Origin of the sequence: Aeromonas encheleia, from assembly GCF_900637545.1 — a bacterium.
Classification (GTDB): Bacteria; Pseudomonadota; Gammaproteobacteria; order Enterobacterales; family Aeromonadaceae; genus Aeromonas; species Aeromonas encheleia.
Window position 1 is genome coordinate 2954096 of the sequence record NZ_LR134376.1, and the last position, 25350, is coordinate 2979445.

Here is a 25350-nt window from a genome sequence, read left to right on the forward strand (position 1 = left end):
CAACCATGCCTTAGCCGTTGAACCGACCGCCAATCTGTTTCTGGTTGTGCATGTCAGTTATCCTCATCTCTTAGCCGTAACGACCGGTGATGTAGTCTTCGGTCTTCTTCTTGGCCGGGGTGGTGAAGATGGTGTTGGTGTTCGAGTACTCGATGAGCTCGCCCATGTACATGAAGGCGGTCTGATCCGACACCCGCGCCGCCTGCTGCATGTTGTGGGTCACTATCACCACGGTGAACTGGCTCTTGAGCTCGTTGATCAGCTCCTCGATGGTGAGGGTCGAGATGGGGTCCAGCGCCGAGGTTGGTTCATCGAGCAGCAGCACTTCCGGCTCGATGGCGATGGCACGGGCGATCACCAGCCGCTGCTGCTGACCACCGGACAGCCCGAACGCATTGTCGTGCAAGCGATCCTTCACCTCGTCCCACAGCGCGGCGCCGCGCAGTGAACGCTCGGCGGCCTCATCCAGGGTGCGTCTGTCGTTGATGCCCTGCAGGCGCAGGCCATAGACCACGTTCTCGTAGATGGACTTGGGGAAGGGGTTCGGGCGCTGGAACACCATGCCCACCTGACGGCGCAGGGCGGAGACATCCACGCTCTTGTCATAGATGTTGTGGCCGTGCAGCTGGATTTCCCCCTCGATGCGGCAGATCTCCACCAGATCGTTCATCCGGTTGATGCAGCGCAGCAGGGTCGACTTGCCGCAGCCGGACGGGCCGATGAAGGCGGTCACTTGTCCCTTGGGGATCTTCATGTTGACGTTGAACAGCGCCTGCTTGTTGCCGTAATACAGGTTGAGATCCTTGACCTCCAGCGCGGTCTGTTCCGGGCTCAGGTTGAGCAGGTCCAGGGCGGTATGCTGGGTCGAAGTCGGTGTTACGTTGATCATCTGTTTACCTCAAATTCTCTCTGTGGCGGCGGGCATCTTGATGTGCCAGCGGCCGGAACACTTGACTGGCAAGGGGGGCAGCCGCCCGTCCCTTGCCTCACATCAGTCTGGGGTGGCTGGATTAATGCTCCAGCGACCGGAATTTCTCGCGCAGGTGGTTACGAATACCGATGGCCGTCAGGTTCAGGCCGACGATCACCGTCACCAGCAGGAACGAAGTGGCATACACCAGCGGTCGCGCCGCCTCGACGTTCGGGCTCTGGAAGCCGACGTCGTAGATGTGGAAGCCCAGGTGCATGAACTTGCGCTCCACGTGCAGGTACGGGAAGTTGCCATCCATCGGCAGGGTCGGTGCCAGCTTGACCACCCCCACCAGCATCAGCGGTGCCACTTCACCCGCCGCCCGGGCTATCGCCAGGATGAGGCCGGTCATGATGGCCGGGCTCGCCATGGGCAGCACTATGCGCCACAGGGTCTCGGCCTGGGTGGCCCCTAATGCCAGGGAGCCCTGACGTATGGTGCTCGGGATCCGGGCCAGCCCCTCTTCGGTGGAGACGATCACCACCGGCAGGGTCAGGATGGCCAAGGTCAGCGCCGACCAGATGACGCCGGGGGAGCCAAAGGTCGGGCTCGGCAGCGCTTCCGGATAGAACAGCTGGTCTAACGAACCACCGAGCGTGTAGACGAAGAAGCCGAGGCCAAACACGCCGTATACGATGGAGGGGACCCCCGCCAGGTTGATCACCGCGATGCGGATGATCTTGGTCAAGTTGTTCTTGCCCGCATACTCGTGCAGGTAGACCGCCGCCACCACCCCGAGCGGGGTGACGATGACCGCCATCAGCAACACCATGAACACGGTGCCGAAGATGGCCGGGAACACGCCGCCCTCGGTGTTGGCCTCACGGGGATCGTCGGAGACGAACTTGCCGATCTGATGGAACCAGTGTCCCACCTTGGCCGGCAGGCTCATGTCGTTGGGCCACACCACATCCAGCACCTTGGACATGGGCATGGTGATGAGCTCGCCACGCATGTCCTTGACCGTGATGGCGTCCCGATCCGCCTCGCTACGCAGGGAGAACAGCTCCTTCTCCAGCACCTGATAACGATCGTTGAGCGCCTGACGCTGCGCGGCGAGATCCGCCTTGAGCGCCTCGGTCAACTCGTCCTCCAGCTCGGCCTTGCGCTCCTTGAGGCGCAGTCGCTCCAGCTGATAGTTGATGCTGCCGATGTCACCCTTTTGCAGATCGTTGGCCTGTTCGGAGAGCGCGTTGGCACGGGCCAGCACCCGCTGCAGGGCGGGATGCAAGTCCTGGCTCAGCTCGCGGCCATCCTCCTTCACCCCGACGATGTAGCCGTAGAAGTTGCCGTTGGTGGTGCGCTCCACCATGGCCAGCTCGGCCGGCTGGGTCCGGGACTTGATGTCGGTCTCCAGCACCCAGCGGAAGTCGAGATCGACGAACTCGCGGTTGCCGGTCTTGACCAGATAACGGGTCAGCTGCTCGCGCTCCTCCCCTTCCAGCGCCTGGCCGGCGGAGCGCAACCGCTCGACCGGTACCAGCTCGCGATCGTTGATCTCGCCGATCAGCACGCTCTTGTTGCCGCTGGCGTCTTCCAGCTGCCATTCGTAGATGGGGTGAGGCCAGAAGTAGACCAGACCACGCCAGCCGATCAGCAGCAACAGACCCAGTACCGCCACCAGACTCAGGCTGACGGCGCCGCCTGTCATCCAGATCCAGGGGGCCCCTGATTTAAACCACTTACCCATTGTTGATTCCTTGTCCATATACAGAACGGCCCCTTACAGAGAGCTGTATTTTTCGCGCAACCGCTGACGAATGAACTCGGCCAGGGTGTTGAACATAAAGGTGAATACAAACAGGACGAAGGCCGCGAGGAACAGCACCCGGTAGTGGGAACTGCCCACTTCCGACTCCGGCATCTCCACCGCGATGTTCGCCGCCAGGGTGCGCAGCCCCTGGAACATGGAGAAGTCCATGATGGGGGTATTGCCGGTCGCCATCAGCACTATCATGGTCTCGCCCACGGCGCGGCCAAGGCCCATCATCACCGCCGAGAAGATGCCCGGACTCGCGGTCAGGATCACCACCCGGCTCAGGGTCTGCCAGGGGGTGGCGCCGAGCGCCAAAGACCCTTGGGTGAGGTGCTTGGGCACCGAGAACACCGCATCCTCGGCGATGGAGAAGATGGTGGGTATGACCGCGAAGCCCATGGCGATGCCGACCACCAGGGAGTTGCGCTGGTCGAACTTGATGCCCATCTCGTGGGTCAGCCAGATGCGGGAGTCCCCGTGCATGAAGGCGTTCTCGATGAGCGGGCTCAGGGCGAAGGCCCCCCAGCCGATCAGCAGCAACACTGGGATGAGCAGGATGGCGTGCCAGCCGTCAGGCAACCAGGAGCGGCCACGCTCCGGCAGGTAGTTCCAGGCCAGCGCGGTCAGCAACATGCCCATCGGCAGCAGGATCAGCAGCAGTATCACCCCGGGCAGCGAACCCTCGATGATGGGGGCGAGCCAGAGACCGGCCAGGAAGCCCAGGATCACGGTCGGCAGCGCCGCCATGATTTCCACCGTCGGCTTGACGTATTTGCGCAGCCCCGCCGACATGAAATAGGCGGTGTAGATGGCACCGGCCACCCCGAGCGGCACCGCGAACAGCATGGCGTAGAAGGAGGCCTTGAGGGTCCCGAACACCAGCGGCACCAGGCTCAGCTTGGCCTCGAAGTCGTTGCTGGCGGAGGTGGACTGCCACACATACATGGGCTCGGGATAGCCCTCGTACCACACCTCTTGCCACAGGGCCGACCAGGTCACCTCGGGGTGCTCGTTCTCGACGTCGAACAGCTTGAAGGTGTTCTCCTGCTGCATCAGCAACAGGTTGTGGCGGGGGGAGATGGCGAGCGCCGCCAGGGCACCGCCCTCGATCTTCTCGCTCAGCAGCTTGGACTCGCCGGTGGCGTGGAAGAAGCTGACGGTACCGTCCTTGGCGCCGCTGATGAAGCCCTTGCGAAAGTGCTCGGGGGTCAGCAGGTCGACCGGGCCATCGCCCTTGAAGTCGCGGATCTGGGCGAACTGGCGCTTGCCATCCTTCGTCACTTCGAACCACTGGGAGATGACGCCGTTGTCGTTGCCCACCAGCAGGGAAGAGGCGCCGGAGAGCAGCTCGACCCGGGTCACGTTGGCGTTGGGGGCGTTGATCTCCATGACGTCGCGCAGGGAGATGTCGCTGAGGTTGTGGATGTCATAGATCGACAGACGGTTGCCTTCACGCACGAACAGGATGCGCAGGTTGGGGGTCAGCAGCATCTGATCCACGTGGCGCGGCAGGGAGGGAATGGCGTAGTTCTGGCTGCTCCACTCCACTTCGCCGGAGAGGAAGTTCTCCTCGCCGCTCAGCACCGTCATCACGCCACGACCATCTTCGGTCACGGCGGCGGCGGCCATCTTGTCCTTGGTCGCCTCGAACACCATGCCCTTGAGCGCCTTGCCCTGGGGATCGACCACCATGGGCTCCTCACCGAAGGGATACTGCAGGCTGGGTTCGATGACGCGCACGTCGTCGGGATAGGAGACCTTGAAGTAAGGCTGGACGACCTGCGCCTTGCCATCGGCAAAGCCGTAGGCGATCAGCTTCTGACCAGGGGCCGGCGTCGCGACCGTGGTGATCTTGCCCGCGATCTGGGCCTGACCCAGCACCTGACCCACCTTGAGGTTGCCATCATGCTGCACGGCGAAGAAGCTGACCTGACCCTGATCGCTGAAGCGATAACCGATCTCGTTCTGCTCTTCGACGCCGAGCCAGGCGGTCTTGCCCTGCACCGGCAGGGTAAAGGAGGAGGTCGCTTCCATGCTGGCGCCATTGAAGATGGGTTTCACCACATAGAGCAGATAGAAGAAGATAAGCAACAGGGCCACCAATACCAGACCACCGCCTGTGGTGACCCCGTACTTGGCCAACTTGTCCTTGATCCGGCGTTTTCTACTGCCCGCCATGACCAGGTTGATCGATTCCGATGACATGCAAAACCTCAATGTGAGCTAGGCTTGGCGGCATTATATGGCGGTTGCATGACAGTTTTGTTACATCGAGGCGCAGGCAGAGAGGTAATTGCGAGGGAAAATGGTCGCGGTGAAATGGAGCCAACCCTTTGTTTGTACGAGGTGTTTGGACTAGGGTACTGAACCCATCATTCGGCGAGGAGGCGGGCGGCTCCCCTCGCCGCAGTCAGGATGCGGCGTCGCTCGCCTGTTTCGCCGCCAGTTTTGCCGCCTTCTGCTCAGCCCGGCGCCGCTTGAAGAAGGCCGAGAGCTGGGCCGAGCAGGCATCCGCCAGCACGCCGCCACGGATCTCCACCCTGTGATTGTGCCGCGAGTCCTGCAAGATCTCGAACACCGAGCCCGCGGCCCCGGTCTTGAGATCCTGCGCCCCGTAGACCACTCGCCTGACCCGGCTGTGGATGAGGGCGCCGGCGCACATGCAGCAGGGCTCCAGCGTCACATAGAGGGTGGTGTCGAGCAGCCGGTAGTTCGCCAGTCGGGTACCGGCGGCGCGGATCGCCATGATTTCCGCGTGGGCGCAGGCATCGTGCTCGCTGATGGATCGATTCCAGCCCTCGCCTATCACCTCGTCCCCCAACACCAGCACGGCGCCGACCGGGATCTCGCCGATCCCCTCCGCTTTGCTGGCCAGCGCCATGGCATGCTGCATCCAGCGCTCATCCTGGGTGAGCTGCATCTCGGCTGCTCTCTTCTCTGCTGACTCCACGCCCGCTCCTCTTAGATTTCTATCCGTATTCACAACTCAGACGGCTTGGTGCCCATATGCCACCCGCCGCCGCGGCCGGATGCCGCCATCTCGGGTGGGCGGCGATTATGCCAAATCTCCCGCCAGGGCCCAAGTTGCATCTTGTCTGCGCAATAAAGAAGCAATCGGCATCTCCCTGATAAAAAAGGAGTTGCGCCCACTTGCCCAGATCATTAGACTTCCCTCCGTCAGCTCGAACTGACCTCGTCGGTGTGTAGCGCAGCCAGGTAGCGCATCTGCATGGGGTGTAGAGGGTCGGAGGTTCGAATCCTCTCACACCGACCATTTTCCCCGAGAAATAGCCCAGTCCCACGACTGGGCTATTTTTTTATTTCCAGATCTCCCTCTACTTTACCTCCCTACTCTTGTTTATACCCTTTCCTCCTTTATCTGCTTCACCGCGCGTCCCCATCTCCTGCACCTGGCCCCTCGGGAGCGGCATATTTTTTATACAGAACCACTTGAAGCTTTTACAAAGTGTCGCTAGGATACGCCACTTTTCCGCCGGCCATTCAGACAGGGAGGTGGGCATCAGGGTGAGGGAGTCACCAACCGGCTTGCAATCCAATGAGGCAAGCACCCATGACCCAAGCTGTTGAACTTCAACCCGATCAGCCCCTTATTCCGTCACCGCATCCCGACATCGAAACCACCGACGCCGAACCGGGCAACATGGTGCAGCTCGATGTGATCGATCTCGCCGCCCCGGACGATGACTATTGAGCCGGCCAATGAGCCCCTCTCCCCGCCAGCCAGATCGTGGATCCATGGCCAATTCTGCTACTCCGCACCGCCCTTTCCCCCGGCCAAATCCGGTCGACTAAAAAAACAACAAAATGCTAAATAGACGCAGGTTATTGGCATTATTCACTACCTGCATCCCCTCCCATTCCTCCCCTCTCCCCACCGCTCGCTGATACAAACCTACGTTATTGCTCGTCATTTCAACGACAGGGGCCCCAGACCCCCATCCGCTCCATGCATCCGGATCCAGTTTTAAACAACAGTTCACCATTCAATGCCTGCAGGAGCTAGACGCCAACGGCATTTGCAGGATGTATTTCATACAGATGTTTTTGCAAAGCCTGGAGTAAGGTCGGGATTTGTTTTTGCATTGGTAATTTTATTACGTAATAAATTACATTTTTCATGCTGGAGACAGTCCCCGTTCCCTTCGCCTGAACGGGTGCCTGGCCAAGAGCATAACCATCTAGCTAGAGCTTTTACGTCAATCAAATAAATTCATTAAAAACATCAACTTAAATACCAGTCAAAAACACCCGTTTTAAAAATTAGGTTGACGAACCAAGCATTATTTTGCACCTTATGAGTCGTGTTACCCCGCTGTTACGGGGAGTTTAAGAGAAACGGATATAGACGTTAGTCGTAGTTAGTAAGTTCAAAATGTAACTTTCAAAGGAGTGAAACCTATGTCGGCACCGGCCCAGACCATCAGCAGCACCCGTCTGCACATCCAAGGCGAGATGCTTCCCGATTACGCGCAGATCCTGACGCCGGATGCGGTGGCCCTGGTGTCCGAACTGGTGGAACGCTTCGCTCCTCAGCGCAATGAACTGCTGAAGCAACGGGTGGCCCGTCAGGCGCGCATCGATGGTGGCGAGCTGCCGGACTTCCTGCCCGAGACCGCCCATATTCGTGAGGGAAGCTGGACGGTGCGCGGCATCCCGGCCGACCTGCAGGACAGGCGGGTGGAGATCACCGGGCCGGTAGAGCGCAAGATGGTGATCAACGCCCTCAACGCCAACGTCAAGGTGTTCATGGCGGACTTCGAAGACTCACTGGCACCGGCCTGGAATAAGGTGATCGAGGGCCAAATCAACCTGCGCGACGCGGTCAACGGCACCGTCTCCTACCAGAGCCCAGAGGGCAAGTCCTACAGTCTCAAGGCCGATCCGGCGGTGCTGATCTGCCGGGTGCGCGGCCTGCACCTGCCGGAGAAACACGTCACCTTCGACGGCGCCCCCATTCCCGGCGGCCTGTTCGACTTCGCGCTCTACTTCCTGCACAACCATCAGGCGCTGCTGGCCAAAGGCTCAGGCCCCTACTTCTACCTGCCCAAGCTGCAGAGCCATCTGGAGGGGCGCTGGTGGAGCGAGGTGTTCGCCTGGACCGAAGACAAGTTCGGGCTGCCCCGCGGCACCATCAAGGCCACCGTACTCATCGAAACCCTGCCGGCGGTGTTCGAGATGGACGAGCTGCTCTATCAGATGAAGGATCACATAGTGGCGCTCAACTGCGGCCGCTGGGACTACATCTTCAGCTACATCAAGACGCTCAAGGATCATGGGGACAGGGTGCTGCCGGACCGCCAGGTGGTCACCATGGACAAGCCCTTCCTCTCCGCCTATTCACGCCTGCTGATCAAGACCTGTCACCAGCGTGGCGCCCTGGCCATGGGTGGCATGGCCGCCTTCATCCCCGCCAAGGATCCGCTCGTCAACGAGCAGGTGTTCGCCAAGGTCAAGGCGGATAAGGAGCGGGAGGCCCACAACGGTCACGACGGCACCTGGGTGGCTCACCCCGGCCTCGCCGATACCGCCATGGCGGTGTTCAACGCCGCCATCCCGGCCGGCGCCAGGAACCAGATCGGGGTATTGCGTGAACAGGATGCCCCCATCACCGCCGCCGACCTGCTGGCCCCCTGCGAGGGTGAGCGCACCGAGGCCGGCATGCGCACCAATATCCGGGTCGCCCTGCAGTATCTGGAAGCATGGATCGGCGGCAACGGCTGCGTGCCCATCTACGGCCTGATGGAAGACGCCGCCACCGCCGAGATCTCCCGCACCTCCATCTGGCAGTGGATCCGCCACGGCAAGAGCCTCTCCAACGGCAAGGTGGTGACCAAGGCACTGTTCCGCCAGATGCTGGCCGAGGAGCAGGAGGTGGTCAAAGCCGAGCTGGGCGATGCCCGCTGGCAGGCCGGCCGCTTTGCCGAGGCGAGCGAGCTGATGGAGCAGATCACCTGCGCCGACACCCTGATCGATTTTCTGACGCTGCCCGGTTACGAGCGGCTCTGAATCCGGGCCCCGGGCGGGGCTCGTCCATAACAAATCAATGGAAACGTGAAATCAATGAAAGAGGGAACTGATATGGCACTGACCCGTGAGCAACAGATCCAGGCTATCGAGAAAGACTGGGCAGAGAACCCCCGCTGGAATGGGATCAAACGCGGCTACAGCGCCGAAGACGTGGTGAACCTGCGTGGCAGCCTGCAGCCGGTACATACCCTGGCCCAGCGCGGTGCCGACAAGCTGTGGGAGCTGATCCACGGCGGCGCCAGGAAGGGCTACGTCAACTGCCTCGGCGCCCTGACCGGCGGCCAGGCGGTGCAGCAGGCCAAGGCGGGCATAGAGGCGATTTACCTCTCCGGCTGGCAGGTGGCGGCGGATAACAACCTCTCCTCCACCATGTATCCGGATCAGTCCCTCTACCCGGCCAACTCGGTGCCGTCCGTGGTGGAGCGCATCAACAACTCCTTCGCCCGCGCCGACCAGATCCAGTGGGCCAACAAGCTGGGTCCGCAGGATGCCGGCTTCATCGACTACTTCCTGCCGATAGTCGCAGATGCCGAAGCCGGTTTCGGCGGCGTGCTGAACGCCTTCGAGCTGATGAAGAACATGATTGAGGCGGGCGCCGCCGGCGTGCACTTCGAAGATCAGCTGGCCTCGGTCAAGAAGTGCGGCCACATGGGTGGCAAGGTGCTGGTCCCCACCCAGGAGGCGGTGCAGAAGCTGGTCGCAGCACGTTTGGCAGCCGACGTCTGTGGCACCACCACCCTGGTGATCGCCCGTACCGACGCCAATGCCGCCGACCTGCTGACCACGGACGCCGACCCTTACGATGCTGGCTTCCTGACCGGTGAGCGTACCGCCGAGGGCTTCTACAAGGTGCAGGCCGGCATCGAGCAGGCCATCTCCCGCGGCCTCGCCTATGCCCCTTACGCCGACATGGTGTGGTGTGAAACCGCCAAGCCGGATCTGGACGAGGCGCGCCAGTTTGCCGAAGCCATCAAGGCCCAGTACCCGGACACCATACTGGCCTACAACTGCTCCCCCAGCTTCAACTGGAAGAAGAACCTGGACGATGCCACCATCGCCCGCTTCCAGCAGGAGCTGTCCGACATGGGCTACAAGTACCAGTTCATCACGCTCGCTGGAATCCACAACATGTGGTTCCACATGTACGAGCTGGCCTACCAGTACGCCCGTGGCGAGGGGATGAAGCACTACGTCGAGATGGTGCAGGAGCCGGAATTTGCCGCCGCCAGCCGTGGCTACACCTTCGTGGCGCACCAGCAGGAAGTGGGCACCGGTTACTTCGACAAGGTGACCACCGTCATTCAGGGTGGCCAGTCGTCCGTCACTGCACTGACCGGCTCCACCGAGGAAGATCAGTTCCACTGATGACCGCATAACGCGAACAAAAACCCCGGCCTGGTGCCGGGGTTTCTTTTTTTGCGCGTGAGACATGAAACGGGGCAATACCGCCGAGTCAGAGCTCGAGGATCTCCTTGACGAAGGGGATGGTGAGCTTGCGCTTGGCGCGAAAGGAGGCGTTATCGAGTTGATTGAGGGTAGCGAGCAGGGTGCGCATGTCGCGTGACAGCCGATTGAGCAGGAAGCGACCCACGTCGATGGGCAACTTGAAGCCTCGCAGTTCGGCGCGCAGCTGCAGGGCGCTGAGCTTGCCCTCATCGTCCAGCTCGTCGAGGTGGAAACTTACCCCCCAGTCGAGGCGCGAGGCGAGATCCGGCAGTTGCAGCCCCAGCTTGCGCGGGGCGCTGCAGCCGGTCACCACCAGGGTGCCCTCGCCTTTCTCTTTCCAGCGGTTGTAGAAGTCGAACAGGGCTCGCTCCCAGAGCGCATTGCCGGCGATGGCCTCCAGGCTGTCGAGGCAGACCAGCGGCAGGCTCTCGAGGGCATCGAGCATGCTGGGATCCAGCTGTTCGAACTGATCGAGGGAGAGATAGGCCGCGGCGGCGTCGCGGGCGTTGACCTCGGCGCAGGTGGCGTGCAGCAGGTGGGAACGCCCCGAGCCCTTGGCTCCCCAGAAATAGAGGAAAGGCGCGCCCTGACCGATGGCCGCATTCTTGAGGGCGGTGATCAGATGGGCATTGTTGCCGGGATAAAAACTGACGAAGGTTTCATCATCCGGTAATTGTACGGCTAAAGACAGTTGGGCCGGTTGCTTCACTCGTTGGGCTTTGACTGTGACATTTGTGCCCAAGTGTATCATCGCCGCGGCAGATAGAGAACCGCCCGGACTCGGCCGGGCGGTTTGGATCCTCAATAAAGATCGCCAGTGCGACCATTGGTAACGCAGACTGCGCGCATTATCTTCGGCTGCAGAGGATCAGGGCTGTGCCCATTGGTAGCGCAAACCGCTCTCATTGTCTTCGATCTGGCGCAGGCGACTCTCCAGTTGCAGACCGCGTACCAGCTCGGCCTTGTCACCCTGCAGGGAGAGGTTGAAGGTGACCTTGTCCCCCTCCAGCTTGCCGATCGTCACCTTGGTGATGCTGGCCATGCCCTGCAGCATCTTCTGCACCATGATCATGCCATCGATGCCGGACAAGCCTTCCACCACCAGGGTCTGGCTGGAGGCCACACCGGACAGGCGGGTGCCGTACTGTTGCACCAGCCAGCCGGCCAGCGCATCGGCCATCCCCTGCGCCACCTCGGCCTGGGTGCCTGAGCCGGCGCCCTTGGTCAGCTCGGCCAGCTCACCGCCCGCCTTGGGACCATAGAGACCCCAGTCGATGCTCCATTTCCCCTCCTCTTTGTCACCCTCCGGTGTCAGCTTGCCCAGCACCACCATCTCGGCGCCGTAACGCTGGCTCGCCTGGAGGATGGGATCGGCGAAGCGGCCCCAGACGTCGGTGGCATTGACCGCCATGTTGTCATCGAGATCCATCAGCGGAATGCTGACTGGCAGGCCCATGGCCTGGCTCTGGGCGCGCAGCGCGGCGGCCCAGCCATCGCTTGACTGATCCGGCAGTATGCGGCGCTCCCCTTCATCGACCACCAGCCAGATCGCCATCTGCGGCCGGGCGGGCCCAAGCAGGGGAAACTTGCTCTGGGCGATCAGGGCGTTGACTTTGGTGACGTCGAAATCGGCCTTGAGGAACTTGACCGGCCCCAGATCCTGGTAACCGTAGTGCTGCACAAAATCGCCCGGCGCGGCCAGTGCCTTGACCACCGCCGGCTGGGTGAGAATGTCGCGTCGGCCTGTCACCTTGATCAGCACATCGCCCAGTGCCTGGGACTGGGCGGCCGCCATGTCACCGCTGGTCGGCGCCTTGCCCTGATAGAGATCGGTCACCTGGGCAGCCGACACCATTAACGACAGGGAGCAGCAGAGGAGAGTCACTAAGCGTTTAAGCATAAAGAAGATTCTCGAAATGGGAGATGGTGCTTATGGTAGCGGCAAGGCGCGCTTCCCAGCAAGACGGGGGACTGTATAAACAGCGAAGCCGGCGAGGTGCCGGCTTCGTTTTCCCCCTCTCACGAGCAGAAGGCGCTATGGCATCAGGGTTTATTTGGTGCCGAAGATCTTGTCACCGGCATCGCCCAGACCAGGCACAATGTAGCCCTTCTCGTTCAGGCCCAGATCGATGGAGGCACAGTAGAGCTCCACGTCGGGGTGAGCGGCTTCCAGCGCTTTGATGCCTTCCGGCGCGGCGACCAGCACCAGCACCTTGATGGACTGGCAGCCCTTCTTCTTGAGCAGGTCGATGGTGGCGATCATGGAGCCGCCGGTGGCCAGCATGGGGTCGATCACCAGGGCCAGACGCTCTTCGATGTTGCTGACGATCTTCTCGAAGTAGGGAACCGGTTGCAGGGTCTCTTCATCGCGGTAGATGCCGACCACGCTGACGCGGGCGCTTGGCATGTGCTCGAGCACGCCATCCATCATGCCAAGACCGGCGCGCAGGATGGGCACCACAGTGACCTTCTTGCCCTTGATCTGGTCAACTTCCACTGGCCCGTTCCAGCCATCGATGGTAACTTTCTCGGTTTCGAAGTCAGAGGTCGCTTCGTAGGTCAACAAACTGCCCACTTCTTTGGCCAGTTCACGGAAACGCTTGGTGCTGATATCGCCTTCACGCATCAGCCCGATCTTGTGCTTGACCAGGGGGTGTTTGACTTCAACGACTTTCATTATTATCTCCTCTAACCTGCCGCGAAAAAATCGCGGAATCATACAACAAAAGCCGCCGCTTGTGGAGCTTTTCCACGCAAAAACGCGCAAACGATTTCCTTTCTGCTTTTACCACGCCGCTGGTAGAATACGCCCCGAATTTTACCCTCCACTTCTTCATATGACGGGGAATACGCGTGACTGACAAAACCTCACTGAGCTACAAGGATGCTGGCGTGGATATCGATGCCGGCAATGCACTGGTTGAACGTATCAAGGGCGTGTCAAAACGCACTCGTCGTCCTGAAGTCCTTGGTGGTCTTGGCGGCTTTGGGGCCCTGTGTCAAATCCCTGCGGGCTACAAGGAGCCGGTGCTGGTCTCGGGCACCGACGGGGTGGGCACCAAGCTGCGTCTCGCCATCGATCTGAAAAAACACGACACAGTGGGCATCGATCTGGTGGCCATGTGCGTCAATGACCTGATAGTGCAAGGCGCCGAGCCGCTGTTCTTCCTCGACTACTACGCAACCGGCAAGCTGGATGTGGACACCGCCGCCGCCGTGGTGACCGGCATAGGCGCCGGTTGCGAGCAATCCGGCTGCGCCCTGGTGGGCGGCGAAACCGCCGAGATGCCGGGCATGTATGAAGGGGAAGACTACGACATCGCCGGTTTCTGTGTCGGTGTGGTGGAGAAGAGCGAAATCATCGACGGCAGCAAGGTCGGCGAAGGGGACGCCCTGATCGCTCTGGCCGCCAGCGGCCCCCACTCCAACGGCTTCTCCCTGGTGCGCAAGATCCTGGAAGTCTCCAAGGCCGACGTGCACCAGCCGCTGGGTGAGACCACCCTGGCCAACGCCCTGCTGGAGCCGACCCGCATCTATGTGAAGCCGGTGCTCAAGCTCATCAAGGAGTGCGAGATCCACGCGCTGTCCCACATCACCGGCGGCGGCTTCTGGGAGAACATCCCCCGCGTGCTGCCCGCCAACACCCAGGCGGTGATCGACGAGCAGAGCTGGCAGTGGCCGGCGGTGTTCGGCTGGCTGCAGCAGGCCGGCAACGTCACCCGTCACGAGATGTACCGTACCTTCAACTGCGGCGTCGGCATGATCATCGCCCTGCCCGCCCATCAGCTGGACAAGGCGCTGACCCTGCTCAAGGCCGAAGGCGAGAACGCATGGCACATCGGCCATATCGCCAAGGCTGCGGATGGCGAGGAGCAGGTCGTCATCAAATGACCTCCCCTATGAAACGCATCCTGGTACTCATCTCCGGCAGCGGCAGCAACCTGCAGGTCATCCTCGACAGTTGCGCCAGCGGCAAGATAGCGGGCCAGGTGGTCGGCGTCATCAGCAACAAGGCCGATGCCTATGGTCTGGTGCGCGCTCAGGAGGCCGGGGTGGCCACCTCCATCCTGGCCCAGCAGCAGTTTGCCAGCCGGGCGGAGTATGACGTCGCCCTGCAGGCGCTGATGGCAGACTATCAGCCGGATCTGGTGGTGCTGGCCGGCTTTATGCGGATCCTGAGTGCCGATCTGGTGCGCCACTTCGCCGGGCGGATGATCAACATCCACCCCTCCCTGCTACCCAAGTATCAGGGTCTGCACACCCACCAGCGCGCCATCGAGGCGGGGGACAGCGAGCACGGTGCCAGCGTCCACTTCGTCACCGAAGAGCTGGACGGCGGCCCGGTGATCCTGCAGGCCCGGGTGCCCATCTTCGAAGGGGATGACGCAGGCGAGGTGGCGGCCAGGGTCCAGGCCCAGGAGCACAGCATCTACCCGCTGGTGGTGCAGTGGTTCTGCCAGGGGCGGCTGCGGATGCAGGAGGGCACCGCCCTGCTGGATGGCGTGGCGCTCGGCCCGGCGGGCCATGCCTGCGAGTAACCGCTAATCACAGCAAGCAAAATGTAACAAGGGAGGCCTAGGCCTCCCTTGTCATTTCTACCTATTGCTGCGGTCACGTCCGATTACGCCGCTACGCGGCTAATCGAACCTACACCGGATTGTCGATATCGATAAAGGTCACCTCCAGCCCGTGCACCGTCGCCAGCCACTCCCCCAGCGCCTTGATGCCGTAACGCTCGGTGGCATGGTGGCCGGCGGCGTAGAAGTGCATCCCCATCTCGCGGGCGGTGTGGATGGTCTGCTCGGAGGCCTCGCCGGAGATGAAGGCATCGATGCCCTGCTCCGCCGCCAGGTTGATGTAGCTCTGGCCACCGCCGGTGCACCAGGCCACCGAGCTGATGAGCTCGGGACCGCTGTCGCCGCAATGGAGTGGCTCACGGCCGAGTCGCTCAGCAATAAGCTTTGCGAAATCGCTGCCACTCATGGGCTGCTCCAGCTTGCCCACAATGGCCACGCTCTTGCTGTTCCAGGGCTCCAGGCCACGGCGCACCTTGATGCCGAGCAGCTTGGCGAGCTGGGCGTTGTTGCCCACCTCGGGGTGCACATCCAGCGGCAGGTGATAGGCAAACAGGTTGATGTCGTGGGTCAGCAGGGTCTTGAGGCGGCGCTGCTTCATGCCAGTGATCTGGGCCGGTTCCCCGCTCCAGAAGTAGCCGTGATGGACCAGGATGGCGTCGGCCCCGGCGGCCACCGCCGCATCGATCAGCGCCTGGCTGGCGGTGACGCCGGTGACCACCTTGCGGATGCGCTCGCGCCCCTCCACCTGCAGGCCATTGGGACAGTAGTCCTTGATGGCATGGGGCTCGAGCAGGTGGTTGAGCACGGTTTCCAGTTTTCGATGAGAGATCATAAGGGTCCCCTAACACAGTCAGACCCCGCGCCTGCAGGCAGCGGCAAGGGTCCTGGGTTCAAATCGTCAGGCCCCCATGATAATCGAGCCGGGCCGTCAAGGCCATGCGCTCAGGCGGGCAGCTCGATGCCGGCGTCCCGCATCTGGGCCAGCTTGTAGCGCAGGGTGCGCGGGCTGATGCCGAGCCGGTCGGCGGCATCCTTGCGGCTGCCGCTGCACTCCTGCAGGGTGTCGAGGATGATCTGATGCTCCTGCAGCTTGAGCTCGCCGCCCAGCCCCTCCCCCGTCAGGCGCTCAGCCGGGCGCACCAGCGCCTCGTCCGTCTCCTCCAGGATCAGCTGCGCCGTGCCAATCACACCGTCCGGGCTCAGGATCAGGGCACGCTGCATCACGTTGTCGAGCTCGCGCACGTTGCCGGGCCAGGAGTGGGCCAGCAGGCGCTCACGCGCATCCGCCTCCAGCTGCGGCGCAGGCAGCCCCTGCTGACTGGCATGAAGCGCCAGCAGGTGCTCGGCCAGCGGCAGTATGTCGCCCGGTCGCTCCCAGAGCGAGCTCCAGCGCAGCGGGAAGACGTTGAGCCGGTAGTAGAGATCCTCGCGAAACAGCCCGTCCTGCACCGCCTTCTTGAGATCCCGGTTGCTGGTGGCGATGACCCGCACGTCGAGGGGAATGAGCTTGCGGCTGCCGAGCCGCTCCACCTCTTTCTCCTGCAACACCCGCAGCAGCTTGGCCTGCAGCCCCAGATCCATCTCGGTGATCTCGTCGAGCAGCAGGGTGCCGCCCTGGGCCTGCTCGAACTTGCCGGGGCAGCCTTGCACCGCCCCGGTGAAGGCGCCCTTCTCGTAGCCGAACAGGGTCGCCTCCAGCATGTTCTCCGGGATGGCGGCGCAGTTGATGGCGACGAAGCTCTGCTCGGCCCGGCTGGAGTTGTCGTGGATGTAGCGGGCCAGCACCTCTTTGCCGGTGCCGCTCGGCCCGGTCACCATGACGGTGGCCTCGCTCCTCGCCACCCTGGTCGCCAGCTGGAACAGCTCGGCGGTCTTGGGATCCCCATACACCACGGCTCGCTTCTCGATCTTCTGAGGCGGCACATAGCGGCTGACCTGGTTGAGCAGCACCTCGGGGGAGAACGGCTTGGCGAGGTAGTCGATGGCGCCCTCGCGCATGGCGCGCACCGCCCCGTCGATGTTGGCATGGGCCGTCATCAGCAACACCGGCACCTGGGGATACTGCTGGCGGATGTTGGCCAGCAGGGTCAGGCCATCCATGCCCCCCATCTGGATGTCGGAGATGACCATGTCGATGCTCTGGCGCGACAGGGTCAGCAGGGCCCGCTCGCCGCTGTCCGCCTCGCGGCACTCGTAGCCGCCGAGCAGCAGGGTATCCACCAGCGCCTCGCGCAGGCCGTTGTCATCTTCCACCACCAGGATCCGGGCCTGAGTCATGCTACACCTCCCACCACGGCCAATACGGCCTCATCAATATTCACTGACATTGGCCAAACGGCATCGCCACCGGCTCTCAACAGGGATCCGACATGGCTCATGCCACTCCTCCCACCACGGCCAATATGGCCTCATCAATATTCACTGACATTGGCCAAACGGCATCGCCACCGGCTCTCAACAGGGAGCCGATATGGCTCATGCCACACCGCCAAGCCGCATCGCTTGCTGATGCAGGGGGAACGACAGGGTAAAGCAGGTTCCCTCACCGGGGACCGAGGCCACGCCGACCTCCCCCTGATGGGCACGCACCACGGATTGCACCACCGCCAGCCCCAGGCCGGTGCCCTGGGAGCGGGTGGTGAAGAAGGGTTCGAAAATCTGATTGAGCAGCTGGGCGGGTATCCCCTTGCCGTTGTCGAGGATGCGCATCTCCACCCGGGCGCCGCTGCGCACCGCACTCACCAGCAGCGAGTCGGCCCCGGCCTGCTGGGCGTTGGCGATCAGGTTGTTGATGGCACCGGCCAGGGCGCTGCTGTTGGCGAGCAGGCAGAGATCCGGCTCCGGCGCCTCTATATGCAGCGTGCAGCCCTGCTGCTGGCAGAACGCCTCGGCGCCAGCCTGCACCTCCGCCAGCAGCCCCTGTACCGAGACGGGGGCGACCACCTGGTTGTCGCCGTTGCGGGCAAACAGCAGGATGTCGCTGATCTGCTTCTCCAGGTCTTGCAGCCTGGCCATCAGCTTCTGCTGGAACAGGGTGCGCGACTCCGGCTTGAGGGTGCGGTTGGCGAGGTTGGCCGCATAGAGCATGGCGGCAGAGAGCGGGGTGCGGATCTGGTGAGCCAGCGAGGCGGCCATGTTGCCGAGGGCCGACAGCCGCTTCATGTGGTTGACCCTGTCCTGCAGCTGGCGGGTCTCGGTGAGATCGGTGATGAACACCAGCTGGCCGGGCTGATCCGGCAAGGGCTGGGTCGAGAGCTGCACCCGGCGCCCATCGCTCAGGGAGATCTCGTGACCGTCATCCTCGCGGGGCTGGAAACAGCGGGCGATGATCTGGCGCCAGGACTGGCCCTCCAGCGGCTCCCCCAGCAGGGCCAACGCCGCCGGGTTGGCGCGGGTGATCCGACCCTCCCCATCGAGCAGCAGCACGCCGGTCGGCAGCGCCGTGAAGATGGCATAAAGCTGGCTCACCTCGTGTGACTGAAGCGGGTTGTCCTGCTGCAAGATTGTCATAAACCTGACCTCAAACTGGGTTTGGGATCAGGCTATTCAATTTCCATGCCAGTAAAATAACAGCTATATATCAATAGATTGCATATAGGTGTCAAAGCATTGACCTCAGGCTTCCTTGCTCATGCCGTATTTCTTCATCTTCTCCACCAGGGTGGTGCGGCGCATGCTGAGCAGGTCGGCGGCGCGGGCCACCACCCCCTCCTGGGTTTCCAGGGCCTGGCGGATCAGCTCCACCTCGAGGTCGGCCAGCATCTCCTTGAGATTGACCCCCTCCAGTGGCAACTGCATGGGGAGCACGATAGCACTGCCGGGCTCCGGCTCGGGGAGGCTCTGGAACACGGCTGCCAGGGCATCGCGCTCATCCATCTCGGTGAGCCGCTCGTCCCTGGGCTCGCAGGGCAGCAGGCGGTAGCGACCCGGCAAGTCCGCCACGTCGACGATCTGGTTGGGGTAGAGGATCAGCAGCCGCTCGATGAGGTTCGACAGCTCGCGCACGTTGCCGGGCCAGGCATATTGCATCAGGGATTCCATGGCGCGCTGGGTCAGACGGATGAGTCCCCTGTGCTGCTCCGCATGGCGATTGAGCAGCTCCTGCAGCAGCAGGGGAATGTCGTCGGATCGCTCGCGCAGCGGCGGCGTCTCTATGGGGAAGACATTGAGGCGGTAATAGAGATCCTCGCGGAAACCCTGGGTGCGGATCAGCGCCTCCAGATCCCGGTGGGTCGCCGCTATCACCCGCACGTCCGCCTGTACCGGCTTGCTGCCGCCCACCCGATCGAACAGGCGCTCCTGCAGCACCCGCAGCAGCTTGACCTGCATCGGCAGCGGCATGTCGCCGATCTCATCGAGGAACAGGGTACCGCCCTGGGCCAGCTCGAAGCGGCCGCGACGGGCGGCGATGGCGCCGGTGAAGGCCCCCTTCTCGTGGCCGAACAGCTCGCTCTCCAGCAACTCGGCCGGGATGGCGCCGCAGTTGATGGGGACGAAGGGGCCACTGCTGCGGGAAGAGAGTTCATGGATGGCGCGGGCCACCACCTCCTTGCCGGTACCGGACTCCCCCAGGATCAGCACGTTGGCATCGGTCTCCGCGACCTGACTGATGAGGCGACGCACCGCCTGGATCCCCTTGCCCTTGCCCACCAGCAGTCGCAACAGGGTCTGCCCCTTGTCGTGCTGCTGTTGGCGCGGGTGCAGGGAGATGAAGGCCTGGCAGAAATGCAGCTGGCGAGTCAGGGACTCGTACGTGAAGGGAGCGTCTGAGCCGCCGATGAAGTTGCAGTTGGGGTGATCGGCCTGTATCAGGGAGAGAAACGGGATGCAGGGAAAGGCGGTCAGCAGTTCTCCGAGCGAACGTTCCATCAGCTCACCGGTCAAGATCCCCTGCAGCGGACCGGACGATTCGATGGCCACATCGAGTTCGGTTTCTACCACCTCCTGCCAAGGGATCCCCATGAACGAGAGCACAGTACCCAGTTGCTGACGTCGCCGTTCATCGGCATCGACAAGCAATACCCCCATCGCCATCATATCCATCCGTCTTACCACCTGAAGCCAAGTTGTTGTTTTTACGTGATTATTGTTGTTATTTTTAGTGTTTGTTGTTATTTCCGTGCCGATAGAGACAGACACGCACATCATGTGAGGCGCACAAAGTGCCAAAATTATGGCGCGTTGTCAAAAGCTGTCGCGATCGATTCCTGTCGGCGGGACAGCGATCACAATCAGACAGTTTTTGTCATCGAAGAGGCAAAAATAGGTGGGAACCGGGAAAACAGACGAGGAAGGGCTCCGACCGCAGCCGGAGCCAAACTGATGATCAGTGCTTAAGCTGGCCGTGGGGGGCGGCGTAACGGCACTCGGGGAAACGGCTGCAGGCCAGGAACAGGCGACCGACATGGGGGCCCTTCTTGGCTTCCCGCTCCACCAGGGGGGCATCACAGCGAGGGCAATGAGGGGCCTCGTGGGGCTGATCCTCTTCGTCCGGATCGGCAAACAGGTTGTCCACCAGCCCGGCGTCCGGCTCGATGAACGGGGTCTGATCCTGCACCTTGGCCCGCACGGCGGCATGCCCGCCGTGGCGGCTCTCCTCCACATCCACGCCATCGAGCAGCAGCGGGCTGAAGGTGGGCTCGCGCCGCTCACCCGGCAACGTCACCTCGATCTGGGGGCTCGCCTTGCTCAGCAGGGGCAGCAGCTGCTCGCGCAGCTCCTCGACCCGATAATGGCTACTCGCCGGGATCTGCAGCAGGGGCAGGCCCGCGCTGTCACAGGCCGACTTCAGGAAGGCATCGCGCACCTTGCGTTTCTGGTGGCGGTGGGAGCTGTCGTCGAGCTCGACGGCGCAGAGAAAGGAGAGATCTTGCGGGTGGCACAGCAGATAATCGAAATGCTTGGCACTGATCCTGTTGAACGCCTGCTGCCATTTGCTCTTGCCCATCCGGGCCTCCGGCGCCAGCACGTCCGCGACCCGCACCTTGGCAAAGACCCGCGCCTGATCACCGACCGCCAGATCCAGCACCCCGAGGAAGGAGCGCTCGGCCGGGCTGAACAGGGCCTCCTGCAGATCATAGGGCAGCGTTTTGCCTTTCTTGCCTCTGGTCCAGAAGATCGCCAGCAGGAGCAGTACCAATAACACCAATCCCGATACGACTAGGGTATTCATGAGTGCACTATCCAGTTCACAAAACAGAAGAAGGGCCATCACTCTATCACGGGGGAGAAGGGTCAGGCAGCGCAGAAGTGGTGGCCGCCTCCGGCATCGGCGTTTTTTCACTACATTTGCGCAAGGCGGGCTTCATATGGCCTGACACTGCAGGCACAATGCTACAGAAACCCAATTCGAAGGAGAGCAGGATGCAAAAGCAATTGGTCGTCACCGTGATCGGCGCGGACAAGCCCGGTATCGTCGAGAGCCTGGCCGACATCATCACCCAACAGCAGGGCAACTGGCTGGCCAGCTCCATGAGCGAGCTGGCGGGACAATTTGCCGGCATCCTGCATGTCAGCGTCCCCGATGAGCATTACCGTGGCCTGTGCGAGGCGCTGGTGATGCTGCCGGGTCTCACCGTCAGCTTCGCCGAGGGGCAAGTCAGCCAGGAGCCGGAGCGTCAGGTGATGCTGAGCGTCACCGGCAACGACAGGCCCGGCATAGTGCACGAAGTGGCCAGCATACTGCGCCAGCTCAACATCAACGTCGCCGATCTCACCACAGGTTGCGAACCGGCCCCCCACTCAGGTGCCCCGCTGTTCTACGCCCATGCCCTGGTCGCCCTGCCGCCCGGGCTCGAACTCGGCGATCTGATCGCGGCGCTGGAATCCCTCTCCGATGACCTGGTGGTCGACATCGATCAGGCCGTGGCAGAATAGGACTCATTGTCATAAATCTGTCACCTATCCACGCCATAACTGCCGCGCAGACGCAACCTGATCACAGAGGCACCACATGAGCACCGACAAGCAGTATGAAGAGAAAGAGCTGAGTTGGCTCTCATTCAATGAACGGGTGTTACAAGAGGCAATGGACAAGACGGTCCCCCTCATCGAGCGGGTCCGTTTCCTGGGGATCTTCTCCTCCAATCAGGACGAGTTCTTCAAGGTACGGGTATCGGACGTCAAGCGCCGCATCCTCATCAACGAGGTGCACGGCGGCGATGACGACGCCAAGGTGTTGCTGCGCGCCATCCAGCAGAAGGTGATGGCGCTCGGCGAGGCCTTCGACAACACCTATAAAGAGCTGCTGATCGCCCTCGCCCGCCACAACATCTTCCTGGTCAACGAGAACCAGCTCTCCGAGGCGATCCAGCAGTGGCTGCGGGTCTTTTTCAGGGAGAAGGTGCTGCGCCACATCATCCCCATCCTGCTCAACAAGGAGGTCAACCCGGTCAAGTTCCTCAAGGATGAGCACACCTACCTCGCCATCGAGATGAAGAAGGGCGGCCAGGTGATCCAGTACGCCCTGGTGGAGGTGCCGACCGACGATCTGCCCCGTTTCTTCCAGCTGCCGCCGGAGGGAACCCGTCGCAAGAAGCAGATCATCATCCTGGATAACGTCATCCGCTTCTGCCTCGACGAGATCTTCAAGGGCTTCTTCGACTACGACGAGATAGCCGCCTACGCGGTCAAGCTGACCCGGGATGCGGAGTACGATCTCTCCGATCAGCTGGACTTGAGCCTGGTGGACAAGATGAGTGATGGCCTGAAACAGCGCCTCACCGCCATGCCGGTGCGCTTCGTCTACGAGCGGGAGATGCCCGCCGCCATGATAAGCTTCCTCAAGCTCAAGCTGCAGATCAGCAGCTACGACGCCATCATGCCCGGTGGCCGTTATCACAACTTCAAGGATTTCATTGGCTTCCCCAACGTGGGCCGGGACTATCTGGAAAACCCCAAGCTGCCGGCACTCGATTGCCACGACTTTGATGGCTTCGTCAACGCCTTCGACGCCATCACCAAGCAGGACATTCTGCTCTACTACCCCTATCACAAGTTCCACCACTTCACCGAGCTGGTGCGCCAGGCGGCGTTCGATCCGGCGGTGAGTGCCATTCGCATCAATATCTACCGGGTCGCCAAGAAGTCGCGCATCATTCACTCCCTCATCGACGCCGCCAACAACGGCAAGAAGGTGACCGTGGTGGTGGAGCTGCGCGCCCGCTTCGACGAGGCGGCCAACATCGACTGGGCCAACATCCTGACCGATGCCGGGGTCAAGGTGGTGTTCGGGGTGCCGAGCCTCAAGATCCACTCCAAGCTCTGCCTCATCACCCGCCACGAGCATGGCGAGGCGGTGCGCTACGCCCATATCGGCACCGGCAACTTCAACGAGAAGACCGCCAAGATCTACACCGACTTCTCCCTGCTGACCCGCCATCCGGACATCACCGCCGAGGTGGAGGGGGTGTTCGAGTACATCGAGTACCCCTATCGGCGCTACAAGTTCAACCACTTGATGGTCTCCCCCATCAACAGCCGGCGCCAGCTCTATCGCCACATCGACAACGAGCTGGCCAACGCCAAGGCGGGCCAGCCCAGCGGCATCACGCTCAAGATCAACAACCTGGTGGACAGGGATCTCATCAACCGCCTCTATGCCGCCGGCCAGGCCGGGGTGCCCATCCAGATGATCATCCGCGGCATGTGCGCCCTGCGCCCCGGCGTGCCGGGCCTGAGCGAGAATATCCAGGTCATCAGCATCATCGACCGCTTCCTCGAGCACCCGCGGGTCATGGTGTTCCACAACAAGGGCAACCCCCAGCTGTTCATCTCCAGCGCCGACTGGATGAGCCGCAACATCGACGGCCGGATCGAGGTGGGTACCCCCATCTATGACGAGCGGCTCAAGCAGCGCATCCTGGATATTTTGCAGTTGCAGCTGAGCGACACCTGCAAGGCAAGGGTCATCGATGCGAACCAGAGCAACGAATACGTGAAGCGGGGCAACCGCCGCAAGGTTCGTTCTCAGGTCGCGATTTACGACTACCTCAAACGGATAGAGTCAAACCATGGACAATAGTCTGTACGCCGCTGTCGATCTGGGCTCGAACAGCTTTCACATGGTCATCGCCCGCCTCAACGAGGGACGGATGCAGATCGTCGATCGCATCAAGGAGCGGGTCCGACTGGCGGAGGGCATGGACGAGCAGCGCCGCATGTCGGACGAGGCCATGGACCGGGGGCTCGAGTGCCTCAGCCTGTTCGCCGAGCGGCTGACCAACATCAAGCCGGATCAGATCCGCATCGCCGGCACCTATACCCTGCGCCGCGCCAGCAACGCCCGCGCGTTCGTGAGCGAGGCGGTCAAGGTTTTGAACCATCCCATCGAGATCATCAGCGGCCAGGAAGAGGCGCGCCTCATCTATCAGGGGGTCGCCCACACCCAGCATATTGAAGGCCAGGTACTGGTGGTCGACATCGGCGGCGGCAGCACCGAGCTCATCATCGGCGAGGGCTTCGATCACAAGGCCCTCACCAGCCGCAAGATGGGCTGCGTCAGCTTCACCCAGAGCTTCTTTGCCAACGGCAAGCTGAGCGAGCGGTCCTTCAACGGCGCCGTGCTGGAGGCGCAGCATCAGCTCGCCCCCATCATCAACCAGTACCGCAAGCTGGGCTGGCAGAGCTGCCTCGGCAGCTCGGGCTCCATCCGCACAGTGCGCGACGTGCTGCAGGGCGAGGGCTGGACCGATGGCAGCATCACGCTCACCGGACTTGAACGGCTGAAGAAAGAGATGCTCGAGCACAAGCGGGTGGACCAGCTCAAACTCGCTGGCCTGACCGACGAGCGGCGTGAGGTCTTTGCCGCGGCGGTGGCCATACTGCTCGGGCTCTTCACCTCCCTGCCCATAGAGCGGATGGAGTACTCTGACGGCGCCCTGCGCGAGGGACTGCTGTATGAATTCGAGGAGCGGTTGCAGCATCACGACATCCGCGAACGCACCGCCCTGGCCCTCAGCACCCACTATCGCATCGACAAGCGCCAGGCCAACCGGGTCGAGCAGAGCGTGTTGGCCCTGTTCGATGCCCTGAGCGGCCCCTGGCAGATGCCGGAGGAGCCCTATCGCGCCATCCTAGGCTGGGCGGCTCGGCTGCACGAGATTGGCCTCGCCATCAACTACAGCGGCATCCATCGCCACTCCGCCTATATCTTGCAGAACACCGATCTGCCCGGCTTCAACCAGGACGATCAGGCCCTGCTGGCGGCCCTGGTGCGGTTCCAGCGCAAGGGGCTCAAGCTCTCCGAGCTGCCCGCCCTGCCCAACCATGACGAGCAGACGGTGCTGCGTTGCATCCGCATCCTGCGCCTCGCCGTGGCGGCGCACCACAGGCGCCAGGACAACCTGTTGCCGGAATGGAAGGTGCAGGCCGCCGAAGATCAGCTGGTGGTGACCCTGCCGACCGACTGGTGTGACGAGAACCGCCTGCTGATGCAGAACCTGGAGAAAGAGCACCGTTATTGCCAGGAGCAGGGCTGGCCGCTGCTGTTCCAGCTGAGCTGAGCCCCGCCCACGAAAAAAGGCAGCCAATGGCTGCCTTTTTGCTTTCTCGCG

Annotated in this window: 20 protein-coding genes and 1 tRNA gene; 9 read left to right on the forward strand and 12 right to left on the reverse strand. The window is 62.2% G+C overall.

Annotated features, from left to right (window positions below; all coding sequences use genetic code 11):
• Positions 1-70: 70 nt before the first annotated feature.
• The 4 genes from pstB to tadA form a co-directional block, all read right to left on the reverse strand.
• A complete protein-coding gene (pstB, locus tag EL255_RS13690) occupies positions 71-889 on the reverse strand; it encodes a phosphate ABC transporter ATP-binding protein PstB (RefSeq protein ID WP_042654558.1) in 819 nt (272 codons plus the stop codon).
• A gap of 121 nt (positions 890-1010) precedes the next feature.
• On the reverse strand, positions 1011-2660 hold the full coding sequence (gene pstA / locus EL255_RS13695) for a phosphate ABC transporter permease PstA (RefSeq protein WP_042654557.1): 1650 nt from the start codon (positions 2658-2660) through the stop codon (positions 1011-1013).
• A 33-nt stretch (positions 2661-2693) separates the two neighbouring features.
• Positions 2694-4931 carry an ABC transporter permease subunit gene (locus tag EL255_RS13700; protein WP_042654556.1) on the reverse strand — a complete coding sequence of 746 codons (2238 nt, stop codon included), beginning with the start codon at positions 4929-4931 and terminating at the stop codon, positions 2694-2696.
• 205 nt (positions 4932-5136) lie between these two features.
• Positions 5137-5619, reverse strand: a complete 483-nt coding sequence (gene tadA, locus EL255_RS13705; protein WP_232018951.1) for a tRNA adenosine(34) deaminase TadA — start codon at positions 5617-5619, stop codon at positions 5137-5139.
• Between the two features lie 304 nt (positions 5620-5923).
• Between tadA and EL255_RS13710 the strand changes: the two genes are divergently transcribed.
• The 4 genes from EL255_RS13710 (at position 5924) to aceA (ending at position 10139) form a co-directional block, all read left to right on the forward strand.
• A tRNA-Pro gene (locus EL255_RS13710) sits at positions 5924-6000 on the forward strand.
• Positions 6001-6297: 297 nt separating this feature from the next.
• The gene (locus EL255_RS21385) at positions 6298-6438 is read left to right on the forward strand and encodes a hypothetical protein (protein ID WP_170176010.1); all 141 of its coding nucleotides are present in this window, start codon (positions 6298-6300) and stop codon (positions 6436-6438) included.
• A 707-nt stretch (positions 6439-7145) separates the two neighbouring features.
• Entirely contained in the window at positions 7146-8753 is a 1608-nt protein-coding gene (gene aceB, locus EL255_RS13715) for a malate synthase A (protein WP_042654870.1), read from the forward strand.
• A 72-nt stretch (positions 8754-8825) separates the two neighbouring features.
• Positions 8826-10139: an isocitrate lyase gene (gene aceA, locus EL255_RS13720; RefSeq protein ID WP_042654871.1), complete on the forward strand. Its 1314-nt coding sequence runs from the start codon at positions 8826-8828 to the stop codon at positions 10137-10139.
• Positions 10140-10227: 88 nt separating this feature from the next.
• Here the strand turns inward: aceA and hda are convergent, their stop codons facing one another.
• The 3 genes from hda to upp all read right to left on the reverse strand — a co-directional run bounded on the left by hda (position 10228) and on the right by upp (position 12897).
• On the reverse strand, positions 10228-10929 hold the full coding sequence (gene hda / locus EL255_RS13725; RefSeq protein ID WP_033131154.1) for a DnaA inactivator Hda: 702 nt from the start codon (positions 10927-10929) through the stop codon (positions 10228-10230).
• 159 nt (positions 10930-11088) lie between these two features.
• Positions 11089-12120 carry a DUF2066 domain-containing protein gene (locus EL255_RS13730; RefSeq protein ID WP_042654873.1) on the reverse strand — a complete coding sequence of 344 codons (1032 nt, stop codon included), beginning with the start codon at positions 12118-12120 and terminating at the stop codon, positions 11089-11091.
• Positions 12121-12270: 150 nt separating this feature from the next.
• Positions 12271-12897, reverse strand: coding sequence for a uracil phosphoribosyltransferase (gene upp / locus EL255_RS13735; RefSeq protein WP_033131152.1), 627 nt, complete (start codon positions 12895-12897; stop codon positions 12271-12273).
• Between the two features lie 176 nt (positions 12898-13073).
• Between upp and purM the strand changes: the two genes are divergently transcribed.
• Together purM and purN are read left to right on the forward strand one after the other, a co-directional pair.
• On the forward strand, positions 13074-14111 hold the full coding sequence (gene purM, locus EL255_RS13740; RefSeq protein WP_042654874.1) for a phosphoribosylformylglycinamidine cyclo-ligase: 1038 nt from the start codon (positions 13074-13076) through the stop codon (positions 14109-14111).
• A gap of 8 nt (positions 14112-14119) precedes the next feature.
• Complete coding sequence (purN, locus tag EL255_RS13745; protein WP_042654875.1) at positions 14120-14758, forward strand: phosphoribosylglycinamide formyltransferase; 639 nt, start codon at positions 14120-14122, stop codon at positions 14756-14758.
• 109 nt (positions 14759-14867) lie between these two features.
• Here the strand turns inward: purN and EL255_RS13750 are convergent, their stop codons facing one another.
• The 5 genes from EL255_RS13750 to EL255_RS13770 form a co-directional block, all read right to left on the reverse strand.
• Positions 14868-15629: a Nif3-like dinuclear metal center hexameric protein gene (locus EL255_RS13750; RefSeq protein WP_042654876.1), complete on the reverse strand. Its 762-nt coding sequence runs from the start codon at positions 15627-15629 to the stop codon at positions 14868-14870.
• A gap of 110 nt (positions 15630-15739) precedes the next feature.
• Positions 15740-17074 carry a sigma-54-dependent transcriptional regulator gene (locus EL255_RS13755; RefSeq protein WP_042654877.1) on the reverse strand — a complete coding sequence of 445 codons (1335 nt, stop codon included), beginning with the start codon at positions 17072-17074 and terminating at the stop codon, positions 15740-15742.
• 198 nt (positions 17075-17272) lie between these two features.
• Positions 17273-18307 (reverse strand): sensor histidine kinase, encoded by a 1035-nt coding sequence (locus EL255_RS13760; protein ID WP_042654878.1) that lies wholly within the window; start codon positions 18305-18307, stop codon positions 17273-17275.
• A gap of 105 nt (positions 18308-18412) precedes the next feature.
• Positions 18413-19834, reverse strand: coding sequence for a sigma-54 dependent transcriptional regulator (locus EL255_RS13765; RefSeq protein ID WP_042654879.1), 1422 nt, complete (start codon positions 19832-19834; stop codon positions 18413-18415).
• A 289-nt stretch (positions 19835-20123) separates the two neighbouring features.
• The gene (locus tag EL255_RS13770; RefSeq protein ID WP_042654880.1) at positions 20124-20969 is read right to left on the reverse strand and encodes a DUF2726 domain-containing protein; all 846 of its coding nucleotides are present in this window, start codon (positions 20967-20969) and stop codon (positions 20124-20126) included.
• 191 nt (positions 20970-21160) lie between these two features.
• On the opposite strand from EL255_RS13770, the gene EL255_RS13775 reads away from it, so the two are divergent.
• The 3 genes from EL255_RS13775 (at position 21161) to ppx (ending at position 25299) form a co-directional block, all read left to right on the forward strand.
• Entirely contained in the window at positions 21161-21673 is a 513-nt protein-coding gene (locus EL255_RS13775) for a glycine cleavage system transcriptional repressor (protein WP_042654881.1), read from the forward strand.
• Between the two features lie 76 nt (positions 21674-21749).
• Positions 21750-23819, forward strand: coding sequence for a polyphosphate kinase 1 (ppk1, locus tag EL255_RS13780; RefSeq protein WP_042654882.1), 2070 nt, complete (start codon positions 21750-21752; stop codon positions 23817-23819).
• Positions 23809-25299 (forward strand): exopolyphosphatase, encoded by a 1491-nt coding sequence (ppx, locus tag EL255_RS13785; protein WP_042654883.1) that lies wholly within the window; start codon positions 23809-23811, stop codon positions 25297-25299. Before ppk1 ends, ppx begins: the two co-directional genes overlap by 11 nt.
• Positions 25300-25350 lie beyond the last annotated feature (51 nt).